The organism is Microbacterium deferens (assembly GCF_045517775.1).
Lineage (GTDB): Bacteria > Actinomycetota > Actinomycetes > Actinomycetales > Microbacteriaceae > Microbacterium.
This window is the reverse complement of record NZ_JBEUWT010000005.1, coordinates 108162-124257: the sequence shown is the minus strand read 5'-3', so window position 1 is coordinate 124257 and position 16096 is coordinate 108162. Positions and strand designations below refer to the sequence as shown.

Here is a 16096-nt window from a genome sequence, read left to right as displayed (position 1 = left end):
GAGGGAGCCAAGTCCCGCGCATTCGCCGGTCAGGAATCCGCCGGGACAGCACTCCTGACACGGACAAGCACCACTCCGTGCTGCACGGCTAACACATGCGGAGCTCAGCGCACGACTAAGAGACCGACCTCATTGATGAGACTCAGGCGCGAACTCCCACGTTTACGGCTGTGCGGAGGTCACTCAAGGTCACACCGATCTCTGTGAGAGAGGCGCGCATCTCGTCGTACACCGGTGCCGCACCCTGCAAGTCCTCGATAGTAAGAACGGCAGCGAATCGAACACCTTCGGGTGGGAAGGATTCGGCTGCTCGTGTGAGGTACTCGAGATCGAGGCGCCAGTCGGTCGACTTGCCTCGGCCGTTCGGCATGCGTGCCGTGTAGGACTTCACCGGATACCACTTCCCGAGCACGCTCGCCAACGTTCGTTCGTTCGCATAACGATAACCAGAGAAGAACTCGTGTGTCGGTTGTGCGCGGCTTTCGAAGACACCGTTCTCGTCAGACTGCTTCACAGCACCGTCGAGATTTACACGGACCATTTCGACTCCGTGGGCATAGTTGATGATGGGCTCGGTCACCAGTGTGAGCTTGAGAAGGCCACGACACTTGCCGTTGATGTCGGAGAGCGAGTCTGGCCAGCGGAACGGAAACTTCACGTTCCGTCCGGGCCGAATTGTGTCGCTGAGGACGATAGTCATCCGGTGTGGTTCACCCTCCAGCGTCTCCGAGACTGTGGGAAGGTGCCCGCGACCGACGAACGAGGGCGCGACGACCGACGCCTCTCTTGTGAGGAGGGTTGCCGGGAGTCGGGCGCTATGGGTTGCGAGCGCGATGAGGAGATCGCGCGAAACATCGCCCGAGATAGCTGCATCCAAGGTTGCGAGGTACCGGGCCACCAGTGGTGCTGCGTAGCTGGTCCCCGCGACGTCGCGGATGGTCCCAAAGGAGCTAATGGCGGTCAGGCCGGTCGCTCGTGTCGGACCTTCGGGGCCCCCGCCGCCATACGCAGCGAGATCGGGCTTGAGCGCTGACGGTGTCTGCTCGCTGCGACGTGTGTATCTCGCGGGTACGCCTTCCATGCCCTGCGCGAGTCCGGGTGGGTTGGTCGCGCCGACGCTGACATTGACCAGGCTTTCAGCTGGTGCGAGAAGCCCGTCCGGACCGGAATGGCGCGCGAGCATTGCGTTGACCTCGGTGCTGTTGGGAGGCCATTCCTCCCGCTGCTCAGTTTCGGTGAGATTCCCGGCCGAGATCACGAAGAGCACGTCCAGATCGAGCGCGATTCTGTCGAGTCCTTGGGCCGCCAAACTGTAGGGGGCTCCACCCGGTGCCCTCCGAAGGTTGTAGGAGAAATTGAAAACCCGGACACCTGCTTCTTGCCTCGCACGCGCGACGCTTGCACGAACTTCATCTAGAAAATCATCGAGAGATGCGAAGTAGTTGTCGTAGGCGCTGCCCGCAGGGAGCAGATCCAGATCGTAAACGCGGCAGTCCTCCTCGGGATCCAAGAACCCAGAGTTGAAGGCGCTTCCCAACGCAATCAGCGAGGCAATGGTCGTTCCGTGATTCACTCGATTGACATCGCGGTCCCCTGGAGCAAGAAAGCCTGCCCTTCCTGCAACCCACGCTGAGTTGATGAACGGGCCACCAATTCCACCGTCAATGACTCCGACTACCGGTCGCACGCTTGGAGGATCCGGCGTAGGCGGGGCCGATTTCCCGTCCGTGCTTGCAGCCGGTGCGTCAGCTGACGGCGGAACTTGATCCTCAAGCCTCACGCGCTTCACTGACGAACTCGCCTCGAACTCCGCCAGCCCCTCCCGGAATGGGACAGTCGCCGATGGGTGGTGAGCGACATCAGACGGCCCGGGCGACGACGCTTCAAGCGCGCGTCTCACGCTTGCCTCGATTGCAGGAGGCGGCGCGATAGTGAAAGTGCTCTGCAGCTCGCGCAACCGAGCAGTCAATGCTTCAACCTCGGCAAGCGTTGCCGAACGCAGGGGCTCGCCCTTGGGGAGGTCGAATAACTCAACCTGCGCCTTCGCCGCACCACCCAACCAAGCATCGGCTTCGTCGAGCGTGTATCCACGTTCTTCTGCAGGTACCCACTCCCTCACGTCCCGGATCGCACTCACTTCTGTGCGTACCGACGATGGACTGTACACAAGTGCACCGGAGGCGTCCGGCCGCCACCTTTCTTCCACCTCGGCGTCAGCGACCAGACCAATAACCTCATCGAGCCTCGTCGGCGTTATCGCGAAGACGAGCTCCCCGTAGTCCCCGGTGCCCACATGAGACGCGCGCGATGATCTGAATAGTGTGCCGAACGGCCGGTGAGACTTCGCCAACGCATCCGGCCGCATCCGAACCGCGACGTTGACTCGGTCGCTTGCCAGGTTGTTCCTCAGTATCGAACGCAGCGCACCGACAATGGCTGTCCTGTGCTCAGCAAACCCGCGGTTATCACCTCGGAAGAAGTCTTTTGCCGCACCGCCACCGCGACGACCGTCGCGATCCCCTCGAAACCAATCGGGGTTCATCACAATCTGAACAGGACCGCCAGCCATCTCACACCTTCACTTCGCTCGGATTCAGCCAGCGGCTGATTGTCTTTCTATCCCTGCCAAAAATCACTCCAAGCTCACCCTGGGTCAGAGCTGCCGGCGGCTCATTGAGATGCTTCGCGAGCTCCTGGTCAGTCGAGTCGAGCCCATCCACGCCCTGTATGCCCGTGGCCTGAGCTGCTTCACGGAGCACGGTCACAGGCGACCGGATATCTTGGGTCGCAAGCACGGTGGATTTGAGGAATGCCATTGCCAGGGTTCTAACGTCAGCGCCTGATCGGCCAGAGGTCACACTGGCAACAGTCTTGGCGAGCGGATCCACTTCTTCCAACCGGTCGAGGAGAAGGTGGCCGATCTCAACCCGACCCTCGTATGTCGGCATGCCAAGCTGAATTTGATGCTCGAACCGACGCCACACAGCTGAGTCGAGGAGCTTCTCGTGGTTGGTGACGGCAATTGTTAAGCCAAACTCAGTCCGCTTATCGAGGTTCTGCAGCAACGCGTTCACCACACGCTTGATCTCCCCTACCTCGTTGGCATCGTCGCGGATCTTCGCGACAGCATCGAACTCATCGAGAATCAGCACGCAGTCGTAGCGGTTACAGAAGTCGAAGAGAGCCCCGAGGTTCCTGGCGGTGTTGCCAAGCAGCGAAGAGATGAGCCCGTCGAGACGCGCGATTACTGCTGGTCGACCGAGACGCGCGGCGATTGCGAGCGCCAGCGTGGTCTTACCTGTCCCAGGAGGCCCGTAGATCAGCAGGGTGCGGCTGATGGGAAGCCCCACCTGCGCAAGTTCAGCCTCGTGCTGCCATTCCCGCACTAGCGAGTCGTACGCTGCCTGCGCATGCACCGGGAGGACCGGTAGCGCACGGCGACGGTCCGGCGCCAGGACTTCACAAAGCGGCGCTCCAGACTCACGATCTACGGGAAGCGCCGTCTTCGGCCCCAGTCGTTGAGCCGTCGGAGGGGCCGTTGCGATATCGGAGGGCTGCAGATTGATGGGCTCGACCGCCTGGCGGTTGCGAGCTCGCGTGATCAACGACCGAAGCTTGCGGGCACTGCCGTCATCTCCTGACTCGGCAAGCCTCTCGGCAAGGCGGGTCACCTGGTGCTCGATGGCCTCCGGGTTGCCAGCTAGAGCGGTGCGGGCGAGCGCCTGAATGACATCGAAGTTCTCCATGGAGACGACCCTAGCCCGCAGGTGCGACATTTATTCGCTCCGATGGGGCAGCGAAGGCACGCGATGGGACACGACGCCTATTGCGTTCCGCAGCGCTATGCTCCTCGCGACCGGCTAGATGGCCCACGCGCAGAGCGCGTTAGCATCCCGTCTACGGCACCGGAACGTACAGCACCAACGGCAGCGTTCGCCCGCCGAAACCGGCTGGGATCTCATACCCACCATGAGATCAGCCGGGGCTGGACGCTCCCCCGCAGCCGGAGCGATTCGAGGCGCAACGCCCCCCCTCATCCCGCGCCGCCCCAGGGCCGATAGTCGGTCACATGTCGGTGGGGGCTCCACCTTCCAGCTCGCCGTCGACCACCTCGGTCGCAATCCTGGTGAGCGTCTCTTCGGCCGGAAGGGCAGCTTGTTCGACGGGTGAGAGCTCGTACCGACTGACAGCTACCGGCTGTGCCGCTCCGGCAAGCGAGTACTTGACCACCGTCTCGTTCTTATCGGTGACGAGCAGGATGCCGACTGTGGGTGCGTGAAGTTCGGGGATTCGCATCCGGTCATCCACGAGGGCGACGTAGAAGCCAAGCTGCCCGGCATCGCGCGGGTCGAACTTGCTTGTCTTGAGCTCGACGACCACGAATCGCACCTGTTGCCAGTTGAAGAACAGGAGATCCACGTAGAAGTCGTCGCCGTCGACGTCGAAGTGGACCTGTCTGCCGACGAAGGAGAACCCGGCGCCGAGCTCGCGAAGCGTCTCGACGACGCGGACCGTAAGTCGCTCCTCGAGTTCACGCTCATTGGCGTCCGAGTCGATCGCAAGAAAATCGAGAGCGTACGGATCTTTGGTGAGCTGCTGCGCGAGGTCGGAGTCGGGTTGCTGGAGTGTGGCCGCGAAGTTGCTGGGCGCCGCGCCTTCGCGTTCGTGCAGCCGGGTGCTGATCTGATGGGTGAGCACGCCCCGGCTCCACGCGTGCGCCGCTGACTGCTGCGCGTACCAATCTCGAAGTTCCCGGGTGTCGAGCTTGTCGAGAAGAAGAGTGACCTGCGTCCAAGGCAATTGTCCAGCAGGCTGCTGGACAAATTCATCCTCGTTAGGCCATGCCTCTGCGACTCGGCGCATGTAGAAGAGGTTGGCTCTGGAGAATCCCTTCATGGTGGGGAATTCGGTGCGGAGGTCGGTGGCGAGGCGCTCGACAGTGCTGCTCCCCCACTCTTCAGCTTCGCGGCGCTGCAGGAGGGTTTGGCCGATCTGCCAGTACAGCCGCAGCAACTCGGTGTTTGCTTTCCGCTGGGCCTGATAGCGGGCTCCGTGCACGCGGCGCTTTAGATCTTCGAGTAGCACCGCGTAGTCAGACGGTTCTATTGCGCTCACGTTTCCAGCATCCCCTGCGTTTGGTGATTGTCCAGCAGGCTGCTGGACAACTTTGACTTTCGCGCCCCGCGGGTCCTGTCAGCGAGCAAGTCCGCCTCGCGTGCGCTCTTGGGCAGTGCTGCGCGCGCGGCTCTTCGGCTTGGCCGCTTTGCCGGGGGTAGTCATCACGGCTTCACGCGGGTGCTTGGCGTTCTCTCCGTCCGCGAGGACGCGCGCGTCAACAGTTTTCGCGTCTGCCTTTCCCACGAGGTCGCGGGCGAATCCCTGGCGACGCTCGGAGCTGTCGTAACTGAGGTTGCTGTCCGAGCGGTCGGCGCCGGCGCCGTCCACGGCGAGAGCTGTCTCCCGTTCGGCCGTCTCTCGGTCGTCGACGTTGTCCGTTTCCCACGCGCGCTGCGCGGCGGCGTCGGCGTCCCGGTCTCGGCTCTCGGCGCTGGCGAGGAGCACGTCGCTTGCGGCGAGCTCATCCCCCGCACGGCGGCGTCCCTCGGCCGCCCGGGCGCGGTCCTGCTCCGCCTCGCCCAGCGCGTCGGCGAGGGCCGCGGGATCAGCGCCGGGGCGGTCGACGTCAATGCCGTACCGCTCGCGCACCTCGCGGCGGATGGTCTCGTGCGCGTCGCGGGCGACGTCGTCGTGATCGCGCCAGGCTGTGGCCGTCTGGTGAACCTCGGCGATGCTCTCGACGTTCGCGCGGTCCCACCATTCGGCGTGCTTGACGGGCTCGAGGGACGCACGCATGGCGCCGCGTTCGCTCTCGAATCGTGATTCGAGCTCGCGCGACTCCTGGCGTGCGTCGGCTTCGCGTTGGCGGGCCAGTTGCTCGCGGAGTCGACTGATGCGCTCTCCGAACTGGGAGGCGACCGTCAGTGCGACGCGCATCGAGTCGTCGAATGTCTCTCCGACTCCGTCAGTCTCATCGACCATGATCTGTCCTTCCTCTATTCCCTACTGTGGCCGTCGCGGTCCCGCGACGTGTCAGCTGCGGACCGCTTACGCGGCGTGATCGTGTTCGGAACCGGTGAGCCCGCGCCTGGTGCGGCGAGGCCCTCCGTGGCCAACCGCACCTTCTCCTCTGCGGGCGTGAGCGTCCGCGGCGCGGCAACCTTCTCGCCCGGTGCCTGGACCGCCGGCAACTGTTGCTCCACGGCCGCGAACTTCTCCCGCATCATCTGGGCGAGCTGCTCCGCGCGGCGGGCATCGCCGGCAGCGGCGTGCGCGTCCATCAGAGCGACCGACAGCCGTCCCAGTTGTCGAAGCATGATTGCCTGACCGGCGCTCCCCTGGCCGCTCACAGCGGCCTGCATGAGCACCATCGCCACGCCCGCGGCCGATCCCATCTGCACCGGCTTGGGCCTCGACTCATGGGCCCGAATGTGAGCGCTCCGGGCAAGCTCGCGTGAGGTCGCGGCCAACGGCCCCGGCGTCGCCTCGACGCGCTGCGACCACGCCGCGAACGCCCCGGATGTCTCTCGCGCGACGTGAGCCCATGTGGCCCTGTCCGTCACGGGAACATCGCGCAGCTGCTTGCGCAGCTCACCGAGCTCGCGACTGTACTTCTCCCAGAGCTCAGGGTCGGGCGTGGTCTCTTCCCGGCCGGGTGCGACAGGTCGGTACCGCCAGGGGTTTTTGCTCGCGGCGCGCCATTCCTCGACCGCGCCTTGAGCGGTCTGGGGGCTGTCCGGCCACCCCTCGCGGAGCCGCGGGAGGGTGAGGTCGCGGGCCAACCGCCCGCCGCCGTACCAAACCGGACGGTCATTGCCGACAGGCCGGACGGCTACGGAGTAGCCCGCGACGACGTCGTCGCGGGCGGCAGCGTAACGAGGTCGGATGAGCACGCCCGCGCGGCGCAGCCGTCGCACGAACTCCCCCTCATCGAGTGACGCCGTCGCCGCACCGCGCACGGTCCGCTCGAGGCGGTGCGGGTCCACCTCGACCTTCCCCTCACGCTCTGCTCGCGCGCGTTCGGCGGGCTTCACGCCGCGCTCCCCCATGCCGCGCTCTCGCGCCTCCAGCGGCGTCAGCCCGTGCTCTCGCTCCAGCTGTCGACACACGTCCTGCGCACGCCGGAAGTCATTGTGGGTTGTCGCCTTCGTGCCGTCCTCGCGTACGAGCGACACCGCCAGGTGAATGTGATCGTTGCCGTTGGTAGAGGCACCATGGCGCACGGCAACCCATCGGCACGCGGCCTTCCCTGACGCCTCGGTGAAACCCATCTCGTCGACGAACTGCTGCGCGATCGCGCTCCACTTCTCGTCGCTCAGCTGACCCTCATCGGCGTGCAGGGAGAGCGAGCAATGCCACACGTCGGCCGCGACGCGCTCGGTTCGCACGTCACCGGTCTCCGGGTCTGTCACCCGCGCGTTGCGGGTGACGTCGACGCCGTACGCGACGCGCGGGGCGTCGATGCTCCGGGCAATCTCCAGCGCGGTCGACCTGTCGAGCACAGCGTCGCCGTGCATGGCCATGATCGCCGCGTCACCCGCCACCAGGTGCGGTTCCTCGTGCTCGTTGGCGCGCCCCTCCCCCGCGAGGTACGTCATCAGGCCACTGATCCGCGACCCGCGCGTGATGTTCGGGATCATGACCCGGCCAGCTGTCGGATCGTCTCGTCGATGCGACCCACAAGCTGCCGGCACTCCCCCACCAACGCTTCCGCGTCCGCGGGGAACTGACCCTCGGTGTTCGCGAAGCGCGCGAGCTGGTTCACGTTGTTCGCCACGTTCGCCAGCGTCCGGGACACGGCAAACAGCTCCGCGATCGCCTGCTTACGCTCCGTGCTCGTCTCCACATGCGCATTCAGACCCGCCTCGACAAGAAACCGGGGCACGGTGACCTGAGCCACCACGGCACGCGCTTGCAGCTGCGCCTCCTCCTCCGCGTTCGTGCGCACCACGTGCCGACCGACGTCCCGCGGAGAGTCAGAGTTCGCACGCCGCCGACGACCAAACAGCTGCCGCTCGTTCTCCTCCGGCATGTCATCACCCTCCTCCGCCCAGCGCAGCGAACCCGCCTCCTGACGGGGACCATACGACCAGTATGCACCGGCGGCCTCGCCGGGTCCAGACTTAGGTTACCTAAGGCTATAGCTTGCTCTGCCAAGAGCTCCTTCCCGAGCAGAACGTTAGTGCCGCGAGGGTTACACCGCCAGGAGTCATTCTTTCTTTAGTCCGCAGACTCCACAGAGATTAGGGTGAGTCGCATGAGCGACACGATCTTGAACCCCGACGATGCAGCGCAGCGAGCGCGCGAACTGATCGAAGCCGACGTGAACGCGCGGGTTGAGGCCGTGCGTCAGGTCGTGGCGGCGACCAACGATGCGGACGATGCCGAGCGGCGATGGAAGGATGCAACAGCCGTACACGAACGGGCGTGGCGTGCCGCGCTCGATGCCGGCTGGTCGGAGAAGGATCTGCGCGCAACGGGCGCGCGCGCACCGGGACAGACGAGCCGCCCCCGGCGTGCCCGAACCGCCAGCACACGATCCTCCAACAGCGCTGGTTCTGCTTCTTCTGAGGAGTAGCCTTCGGCTCTGATCTTCTCAACGGCCCCCGTCACGCTTCGCGCTGACGGGGGCCATTGCGTGGGCAACTTCGTTGCCTTTCGGCCTGTGGATGATACGCGCCGGTTTCGCTGCGGCAAGGGCTTTCGCGGCATATCCTCCCTCGCTGCGCTCACTCCGGTATTCCACGGTCCCCTGCCTCCGCGCCCCCAACGCTGTAATTCGGCTCTTGCCGAAAGGCAATGAGGTTTGGAGAGGAGAAGTGCCATGAACGATGAACCGCTGACCGTCTGGTGCAAGTACTTTCTTGCATTGAGCACTATCCATCAGTTCTCAGTTGCGGTGTAGCCCGGATCCAGTAGGGCTTCGACGCACAATCGTGAGAACCGTGCAGGAACCGTACGCCGCCAAGACTCAGGGCCGCATCAGGGTTGGCCATCGACTCGAGACATGTCCAGGGTTCTGCGTCGTCACCGCGGCGGGCGAGGTCGACTCGATTTCACACCGGATGCACTCTCCCGTAGCAGCGGAAGCTACGAACGACAGAGTCAGTCCTCGATGTCGCCTAGGGCGTGTCTGACAAAGGTTGACGGCTCAGGCTGAGAGTCTCGACGCGTGTCTAGGTTTCGGTTGCTCTCGGATGCTCAGTGGTCGTTGATCGAGGACATGTTGCCGCGTCCGACCGGGCGGCCGGGGCGGAAGTTCTCTGACGCGAGGCTGATGGTCGAGGCGATCATCTACCGGTACCGGTGCGGGATCGCGTGGCGGGACTTACCCGAGGTGTTCGGGCCGTGGCAGACGGTGTGGACGTGGCATCACCGGATGGCCGCCGCCGGTACCTGGGACAAGGTGCAGGCGAAGCTGACCGCCGCGGCCGACGCGGCGGGGTTGATCGATTGGTCGCTGTCGGTGGACTCGACCGTCGCCCGCGCGCATCAGCACGCGACGAACACGACTCGCACCACAGGGGGCTGGGTCGAACTACACGAATCTGCTGATCGAGCCGCCTGATCATGGCATCGGCCGCTCCCGCGGCGGGCTGTCGACGAAGATCCATCAACTCGTCGACGGCAACGGGCTGCCACTGGTCACGCTGATCACGCCGGGGCAGGCCGGCGACTCCCCGATGTTCCTGCCGCTCATGGCGCAGCTGCGCGTTGACCGGGACGTTGGCCGGCCGCGAACTCGTCCGGACGCGGTCCGCGGTGACAAGGCGTACTCATCACGCGCGATCCGCGGGCACCTCCGCTCTCGCGGGATCAAGGCGGTGATCCCCGAACCCGACGATCAGAAGGGGCATCGCAAGCGTCGCGGGTCACGCGGCGGCAGGCCGGTCGGGCTTGACGCCGCCGACTACAAGAACCGCAATGTGATCGAGCGCCGCTATTGCCACACCAAGCAATGGCGCGGCCTCGCCACCCGCTTCGACAAACACGCCGTCATCTACCGCGCTGCCGTGGTCCTCAACGCCGTCATCGCCTGGACAAAGGCAATGTCAGACACGCCCTAGTCGGTGTCGATGCAGGCGCGGGGTTCGTGGGCGTGCGGGCGGCACCGTTGGAAGACGCCGTACTCCCGGCTGGCGAGCTGTGGGAGGCGACCGTCGCTACCCCGATTGACTAGCGTTGCTGGCCGTCTTGTGCTGACGGCTGGGTGGAGTTGAGGTTCTCGTGAGATCGGACACCGCTCATCAGGGATCGGCGCCAGCTCGTGCGGTCCGAAGTCAGAGTGCGGCGGCTCCGGCCTCAGCCACAGTCTGGTCTTCCTCGATGCTACCGGTGGACACTCCGATGGCTCCGACGATGACGCCGTCGCGGACCAGCGGAATGCCCCCGGGGAACACGACGATACGGCCACCGTGAGCGTCGTTGAGTCCGTACAGGTCGCCCGTCGGGCGCGTTGCCTCGGTGAGGTCCTTGGTCTGGGTCTGGAAAGCGATGGACGTGTACGCCTTGTTGATGGCGATGTGGATGCTGCCGATGTTCGCAGTATCCATCCGCACGTGTGCCTTGAGGTTGCCTCCGGCGTCCACGACGGCGATGTCCTGGGGCTGTCCGATCTCCTCAGCGCGCGCGATGGCGGCATCGATGACGCGGCGAGCGTCCTCAAGGGTGATGGTGTCCTGGATCTTGGGGTTCGACATGGTGTCTCCTCTTCATTGAAGGTCAGGTGTTGCGGGTGTTAGGCGTCGCGTGAGCGACGACTGGGGTGGAGCCTCGGTCGGCCCCGATGAAGGCCTGACAGACATGGGCCGGCCGAGGGGTTGAAAGTTCCCGTCAGGCGACGGGAAGCAGTGCGATGGAGAGCGCGGCGGCGAGCGCGCCTCCGATGAGCGGGCCGGCCACGGGCACCCAGGAGTACGCCCAGTCGGAGGTGCCCTTGCCCTTGATGGGGAGGATGGCGTGAATGATGCGAGGCCCGAGGTCGCGCGCGGGGTTGATGGCGTAACCGGTGGGGCCGCCGAGGCTGATACCGATAGCGATGACCAGGAAGGCGACGGGCAGGGCGCCGAGTTCCGCGGGGGTGCCTCCATTGGTGAAGGCGAGGATGCCGAACACGAGGACGAACGTTCCGATGACCTCCGTGACGAGGTTGGAGCCGTAGGCACGGATGGCAGGACCGGTCGAGAAGACGCCGAGCTTCGTGGCGGGGTCGGGCTCTTCGTCGAAGTGGCGCCGGTATGTGATCCAGACCAGGAGCGCTCCGAGCATGGCACCGACGAGCTGAGCGGCAATGTAGACGAGGAACTGCACGAATGTGATGTTTCCGAGGATCAGCAGGGCGATGCTGACGGCCGGGTTGAGGTGCGAGCCCGAGGAGTACGATGCCGTGACTCCAGCGAAGACGGCGAGACCCCAACCGATGCTGACCGCGAGGAATCCTGATCCGAGACCCTTGCTCTTGATGAGGGAGACGTTGGCGACGACTCCGCAACCCAGCAGAAGTAGCAGGGCCGTTCCGACCGTTTCGGAGAGGAAGATCAATCCGAGGTCCATGGTGTTTCCTTTCCGCGGACGTCTGCGTCCGCGCAGGTCAAACCACGCGCTCGGGTGCGCGTGGTCACAGATGGTGGTGCGAGGGGGCGGCGCCCGGGTAGAAGGTGGAAGGTCAATCGCGGTCTACCCGGGCGCGCTCGGTACGGGACTGTGCGGCGCAGCGTGACCTACGCCGAACAGCGGGGGGCTCCTCAGAAGGTGCGGATCGGGATCTCCGCGGGAGCCTCGAGAAGTTCGCGAATCTCGTCGTCAAGCTTGACAAGCGTGATGGACGCGCCCGCCATGTCCAGCGAGGTGCAGTAGTCGCCGACATAGCTACGGGTTGGGGTGATTCCCTGGGCCGCGAGCTTCTCGTGTGCGATGCCGTACAGAAGGTACAGCTCACTGATGGGGGTGCCACCGAGACCGTTCACCATCAGCGCGACGTCATCGCCGCTGCTGTAGGGGATGTCGCTCACGATGGGCTCCAGAAGCAGGTCGACGATCTCGTTCGCCGGGACCCACTTCTGACGTGCACGGCCGGGCTCACCGTGGATACCGATGCCGACTTCGATCTCGTCGTCGCCGATCTCGAACAGCGGCTCGCCCTTGGCGGGCGGGGTGCAGGCGGTGAGCGCCACGCCCATGGTGCGGGTGACGGCGTTGACCTTCTCGCCGATCCGGACGATCTCGTCGAGGTCCTTGCCGGCCTCAGCGGCAGCGCCGACGGCCTTGATGACGAAGAAGTTGCCGGCGACGCCGCGGCGACCGATGGTGTACAGCGAGTCCTTCACCGCGACGTCGTCGTCGATGAAGAGGGTGCGCACCTTGATGCCCTCTGCGGCAGCGAGCTCTTCTGCCATTTCGAATGCCATCTTGTCGCCGGTGTAGTTGTTCACCAGCAGCAGCACACCCTTGTCGCTCTTGACGCGGCGTGCGGCCTCGACGACGAAATCGGTGGGCGGGGCGGCGAACACGTCACCGGGGCAGGCGGCGTCCAGCATGCCCTTGCCGACAATCATCACGTGTGCGGGCTCGTGGCCGGAGCCGGAGCCCTGGATGATAGAGACCTTGTCGTTGTTGGGCGCATCGGCGCGGACGATGAGGTTGTACTTCGGGTCGTACGTGAGCGTGTCGGGGTTCGCCAGGGCCAGGCCCTTCAGCATCTCCGGGACGAACGCCTTCGGGTCGTTGATGAACTTCTTCATTGTGTTCTCACTTCTTTGTGTCGGATGGGTAATGGAGGGAGGGTAAGTCGTTACCAGGCCTCGGCGACGCGCTCGCTGAGCACCGCTATCGCGATGGCGCCGGGGTCAGGGGAGCCAATGCTGCGCTCACCTGCGTAGGACGCTCGGCCGCGGTGTGCCTCGAGCTTCGCGGTCTCTTCGGCGGCGGCGCGCGCGGCCTCAGCGGCGTGCTGAGCCACGGCCTTGCCGTCCAGACCCTTACCGAGGTCCGCCTCGATGGCGTCGGTGAGCGGGACCAGAGCGTCGAGCAGCGTCTTGTCTCCCAGGGATGCGCCACCTCGCTTCATGATGCCCTCGATGGCTGAGCGGAGCATCGCGACCACATCGGCCTGGGTGATGTCGTTCTTGTCCTTCACGGAGATCGCAGCGCGCAGGAACGCGGTGCCCCAGATCGGGCCGGACGTACCGCCGATGCGGCCGGACATCGTTGTCGCGACCTTCTGAATGAAGGTGCTGAGAACCGACCGGTCGTACTCATCCCACTCGGCGATGACGTTCTCGAACCCGCGAGCGAGCGAGTATCCGAAGTCACCGTCGCCGGCGACGGCGTCCAGGTCGCTGAAGTACTTCTCGTTGTCGACGCACGTCTGTGCGATGAGCTTGATGACGCTCTCGACGCGGGCGACGCCCGCCTGGCTGAAGGTGCTGCTCATGATGTTCCTCGGCTTCGGTTATCGGATGGTGAGGGCAGTGAGGGTGTCGAGAGTGACCTGGCCGGTCTCCTCGACGCCGCGCGGGTTGGAAAGGAAGTGTGCTGGCGTCTGCGGCTGGTCGCCCAGGCTGTCAACGACCAGTGCCGCCTCGGTGAAGTCCTCATCGGCGGTATAACTGGACACCGTCACGACGGTGGCGATCCCTGCCGCAGCCGCGGCGCGTAGCCCGTTCTGACTGTCCTCGACGACGACGGCGTCCGTTGCGTCGATTCTCAAGTCCCGCAGAGCGAGCAGGTAGATGTCCGGTGCCGGCTTCTTCGCTGGGACGACATCTCCTGCGTAGACACGGAACCAGGAGGCCGCGTCCTCGCCGACCGCATGTTCCAGCACAGCGCGCACCGATTCTTCGGCGGACGTGGATGCGACGGCGAGCAGCCATCCTGCGTCATGGGCGGCATTAACGATTCGGGCGATTCCGGGCCGCCCCGGCATCTCGCCGGCTCGAACCTTCGCCGTGTAGCGGTCAGTCTTGAACCGATGCCACTGCTTGACGAGGTCGATCTGCGCAGCCTCATCGGTGGGCAGGTTCGCCGATGCAACGAAGTCGCTGGTGAGAAGCGAGGCGAGACGCTCCTTACCGCCGCCAATTCGCACCTTCTCGGCATAGTCCTCTTCGGACCAACGCACGGGAAGATCGAAATGCGCGAAGGTGTCGTTGAACGCAGGCAGATGACCGTCGCGCTCGGTGTCTGCGAGCACTCCGTCGCAGTCGAAGATCAAGGCGCGAGTCACGGCTTGGCGGCCTTCGCCTTGGCTGCCGTGCCATCGGAGCCGAACCATTCGATGTGGTCACCGATGACGCTGGTGACAGCATCACCGATGGCAGTCACCAACTTCGGCGGATCCCAATGGTTGTTGGCGCGCGCCCAATCGAGATGCTCCGCCGATGCCTGCATGTACGCGTGCTTGACGGCTGTGGAGATGTTGATCTTGGAGACGCCATTGTCGATGAAGGCGCGGAAGTCGGCCGGCTCAAGGCCGGTTCCCCCGTGAAGAACAATTCCCTTGTCCGTGAGGTGCGCGAGTTCGCGGGCGCGCTCAGGGAGAAGGGTCGGCTTGGACGTGAACAGGCCGTGGCTCGTGCCCAACTGCGGGGCGAGCAGGTCAGCACCGGTGCGCTCCGCGATGGCTGCGAGCTGGTCGACGGTATACGCGTGGTGGGCTTCGTCGCTGCCGACTCCGTCTTCGACCCCGAGGATGTTCTCGATCTCGGATTCGACGTCGACGCCCGCTGCGTGAGCCTCCTTGACGACTTCCGTCGTCTCACGCTCTGCGTCAGCAAGATCACGGTCAGAAGCATCGAAGAGAACCGATGACCACCCGGCGGCAATGACGTCAGAGAGGACAGAACGGTCCGGGCAGTGATCCAAGTGGAGCGCGACCGGCACGGATGTGTGCCGCGTGAGCGCCTGGAAAAGGCTCGTGATGAAAGCGGTCCCCGAGGTGCGAACAGTCTTTGTCGAGATCTGGACAATCAGAGGCGAGTCCTTCTCCTCGGCTGCGGCGATGACCGCGCGCATGCTGATCTCGTCGAAGACGTTCACAGCGGGAACCGCGTATCCGTGCTTCCGCGCTCCCGTCGTGAGACGACGAGTTGATACGGCCATAGTCCGATCTCACTTCCTTGTGTCAGGCTCTGCCTCAGCGAGCTCCGGCCAGAACATCTTTCGTTCCGGTCCTTTTGGTCCAGAGTACATGGCTATACAACTCTATACAAGACGGACTAGGTAAGATCATGTGGAAAGTTTTGGAGGCATAAAGATGACGGCCGTGATTGAGCGCGACTCAGCGACACCGATCTATCAGCAGCTCGAGGACATCTTTCACGCGAAGATCGCCAGTGGTGAGTGGGCACCCGAGCAGCGCATCCCGTCGGAGAACGAGCTGAACCGGGAGTACAGCCTGAGCCGCATGACGATTCGTGGTGTGCTCAACAAACTGGCGGGTGATGGTCTGCTCATCCGCGTTGCCGGCAAGGGCACGTTCGTCGCCCCGCAAAAGATCAACGCGGTCTCTCCTGCATACAAAGGAATCCGTGAGCAGCTCGAAGTGCTCGGGTACGACATCGCGACGACGTTGATTTCTACGGAGCGCGTTCCCGCGCCGACGAGAGTGCGTGAGCACCTGAATCTGCCGGCGGGCGCCGAGGTCATCGCCATCATACGACTGCGGACGGTAGACGGGAAGCCTCTGAGCGTCCACCGCTCCTTCGTGCCAGCGAGCCTCGCGCCGGGACTGGATCAGCTGGATGTCGTCAACGAGCAGCTGTGCGTGGTTCTCGAAGACAAATTCAATCTGTCGATGAAGAGCGTCTCCGAAGATCTGGAAGTCATCGCCGTCGAAGGAACCGACGCCAAGCTGCTGGAGCTGCGCAAGGGCGACCCGGCACTGCTGTTGACGGATGTCATCACGAACCCGGCAGGGACGGCCTTTGAGTACTCGACCATCGTCTTCCGCGGCGATACGGTGCGGCTGAAGTTCGATTACAAGCGTGAGTGAACCCGCCGTGGTGGATGACTCGGGGTCCACCACAGCGGGTCCGCCTAG

Annotated in this window: 15 protein-coding genes; 3 read left to right on the top strand and 12 right to left on the bottom strand. The window is 64.5% G+C overall.

Translation table 11 applies throughout. The annotated features are described in order from the left end of the window. Positions 1-142: 142 nt before the first annotated feature. The 6 genes from ABTU82_RS15745 to ABTU82_RS15720 form a co-directional block, all read right to left on the bottom strand. The gene (locus tag ABTU82_RS15745; RefSeq protein WP_407174169.1) at positions 143-2569 is read right to left on the bottom strand and encodes a S8 family serine peptidase; all 2427 of its coding nucleotides are present in this window, start codon (positions 2567-2569) and stop codon (positions 143-145) included. 1 nt (position 2570) lies between these two features. After that, on the bottom strand, positions 2571-3746 hold the full coding sequence (locus ABTU82_RS15740) for an AAA family ATPase (RefSeq protein WP_407174167.1): 1176 nt from the start codon (positions 3744-3746) through the stop codon (positions 2571-2573). A gap of 319 nt (positions 3747-4065) precedes the next feature. Further along, the gene (locus ABTU82_RS15735) at positions 4066-5115 is read right to left on the bottom strand and encodes a PDDEXK nuclease domain-containing protein (protein WP_407174165.1); all 1050 of its coding nucleotides are present in this window, start codon (positions 5113-5115) and stop codon (positions 4066-4068) included. A 78-nt stretch (positions 5116-5193) separates the two neighbouring features. Then, the gene (locus tag ABTU82_RS15730; RefSeq protein ID WP_407174163.1) at positions 5194-6039 is read right to left on the bottom strand and encodes a hypothetical protein; all 846 of its coding nucleotides are present in this window, start codon (positions 6037-6039) and stop codon (positions 5194-5196) included. 14 nt (positions 6040-6053) lie between these two features. Beyond that, a complete protein-coding gene (locus ABTU82_RS15725) occupies positions 6054-7655 on the bottom strand; it encodes a relaxase/mobilization nuclease domain-containing protein (protein ID WP_407174161.1) in 1602 nt (533 codons plus the stop codon). A gap of 38 nt (positions 7656-7693) precedes the next feature. Continuing rightward, a complete protein-coding gene (locus tag ABTU82_RS15720) occupies positions 7694-8089 on the bottom strand; it encodes a plasmid mobilization protein (RefSeq protein ID WP_407174159.1) in 396 nt (131 codons plus the stop codon). A gap of 225 nt (positions 8090-8314) precedes the next feature. Here ABTU82_RS15720 and ABTU82_RS15715 point away from each other — a divergent pair, with 225 nt between their 5' ends. Both ABTU82_RS15715 and ABTU82_RS15710 read left to right on the top strand, forming a co-directional pair. Then, complete coding sequence (locus ABTU82_RS15715; protein ID WP_407174157.1) at positions 8315-8635, top strand: hypothetical protein; 321 nt, start codon at positions 8315-8317, stop codon at positions 8633-8635. A 594-nt stretch (positions 8636-9229) separates the two neighbouring features. Next, positions 9230-10124, top strand: a protein-coding gene (locus ABTU82_RS15710; protein WP_156145919.1) for an IS5 family transposase whose coding sequence is annotated in 2 segments (ribosomal slippage) — positions 9230-9580 and positions 9582-10124 — 894 coding nt in all. Because the reading frame shifts where the segments join, the coding sequence is not laid out codon by codon here. A gap of 213 nt (positions 10125-10337) precedes the next feature. Here the strand turns inward: ABTU82_RS15710 and ABTU82_RS15705 are convergent. From ABTU82_RS15705 to ABTU82_RS15680, 6 genes are all read right to left on the bottom strand, one after another. After that, positions 10338-10757 (bottom strand): GlcG/HbpS family heme-binding protein, encoded by a 420-nt coding sequence (locus ABTU82_RS15705; protein WP_042540859.1) that lies wholly within the window; start codon positions 10755-10757, stop codon positions 10338-10340. A gap of 133 nt (positions 10758-10890) precedes the next feature. Continuing rightward, on the bottom strand, positions 10891-11610 hold the full coding sequence (locus ABTU82_RS15700; RefSeq protein ID WP_042540857.1) for an MIP/aquaporin family protein: 720 nt from the start codon (positions 11608-11610) through the stop codon (positions 10891-10893). 191 nt (positions 11611-11801) lie between these two features. After that, positions 11802-12797, bottom strand: a complete 996-nt coding sequence (gene dhaK / locus ABTU82_RS15695; protein WP_042540855.1) for a dihydroxyacetone kinase subunit DhaK — start codon at positions 12795-12797, stop codon at positions 11802-11804. Positions 12798-12847: 50 nt separating this feature from the next. Further along, positions 12848-13489, bottom strand: coding sequence for a dihydroxyacetone kinase subunit DhaL (dhaL, locus tag ABTU82_RS15690; protein WP_042540853.1), 642 nt, complete (start codon positions 13487-13489; stop codon positions 12848-12850). A gap of 18 nt (positions 13490-13507) precedes the next feature. Then, entirely contained in the window at positions 13508-14329 is an 822-nt protein-coding gene (locus ABTU82_RS15685; RefSeq protein WP_042540851.1) for an HAD-IA family hydrolase, read from the bottom strand. Next, positions 14278-15156 carry a class II fructose-bisphosphate aldolase gene (locus ABTU82_RS15680; RefSeq protein WP_042540849.1) on the bottom strand — a complete coding sequence of 293 codons (879 nt, stop codon included), beginning with the start codon at positions 15154-15156 and terminating at the stop codon, positions 14278-14280. Before ABTU82_RS15680 ends, ABTU82_RS15685 begins: the two co-directional genes overlap by 52 nt. 163 nt (positions 15157-15319) lie before the next feature. On the opposite strand from ABTU82_RS15680, the gene ABTU82_RS15675 reads away from it, so the two are divergent. Further along, a complete protein-coding gene (locus ABTU82_RS15675) occupies positions 15320-16048 on the top strand; it encodes a GntR family transcriptional regulator (RefSeq protein WP_292679905.1) in 729 nt (242 codons plus the stop codon). Positions 16049-16096 lie beyond the last annotated feature (48 nt).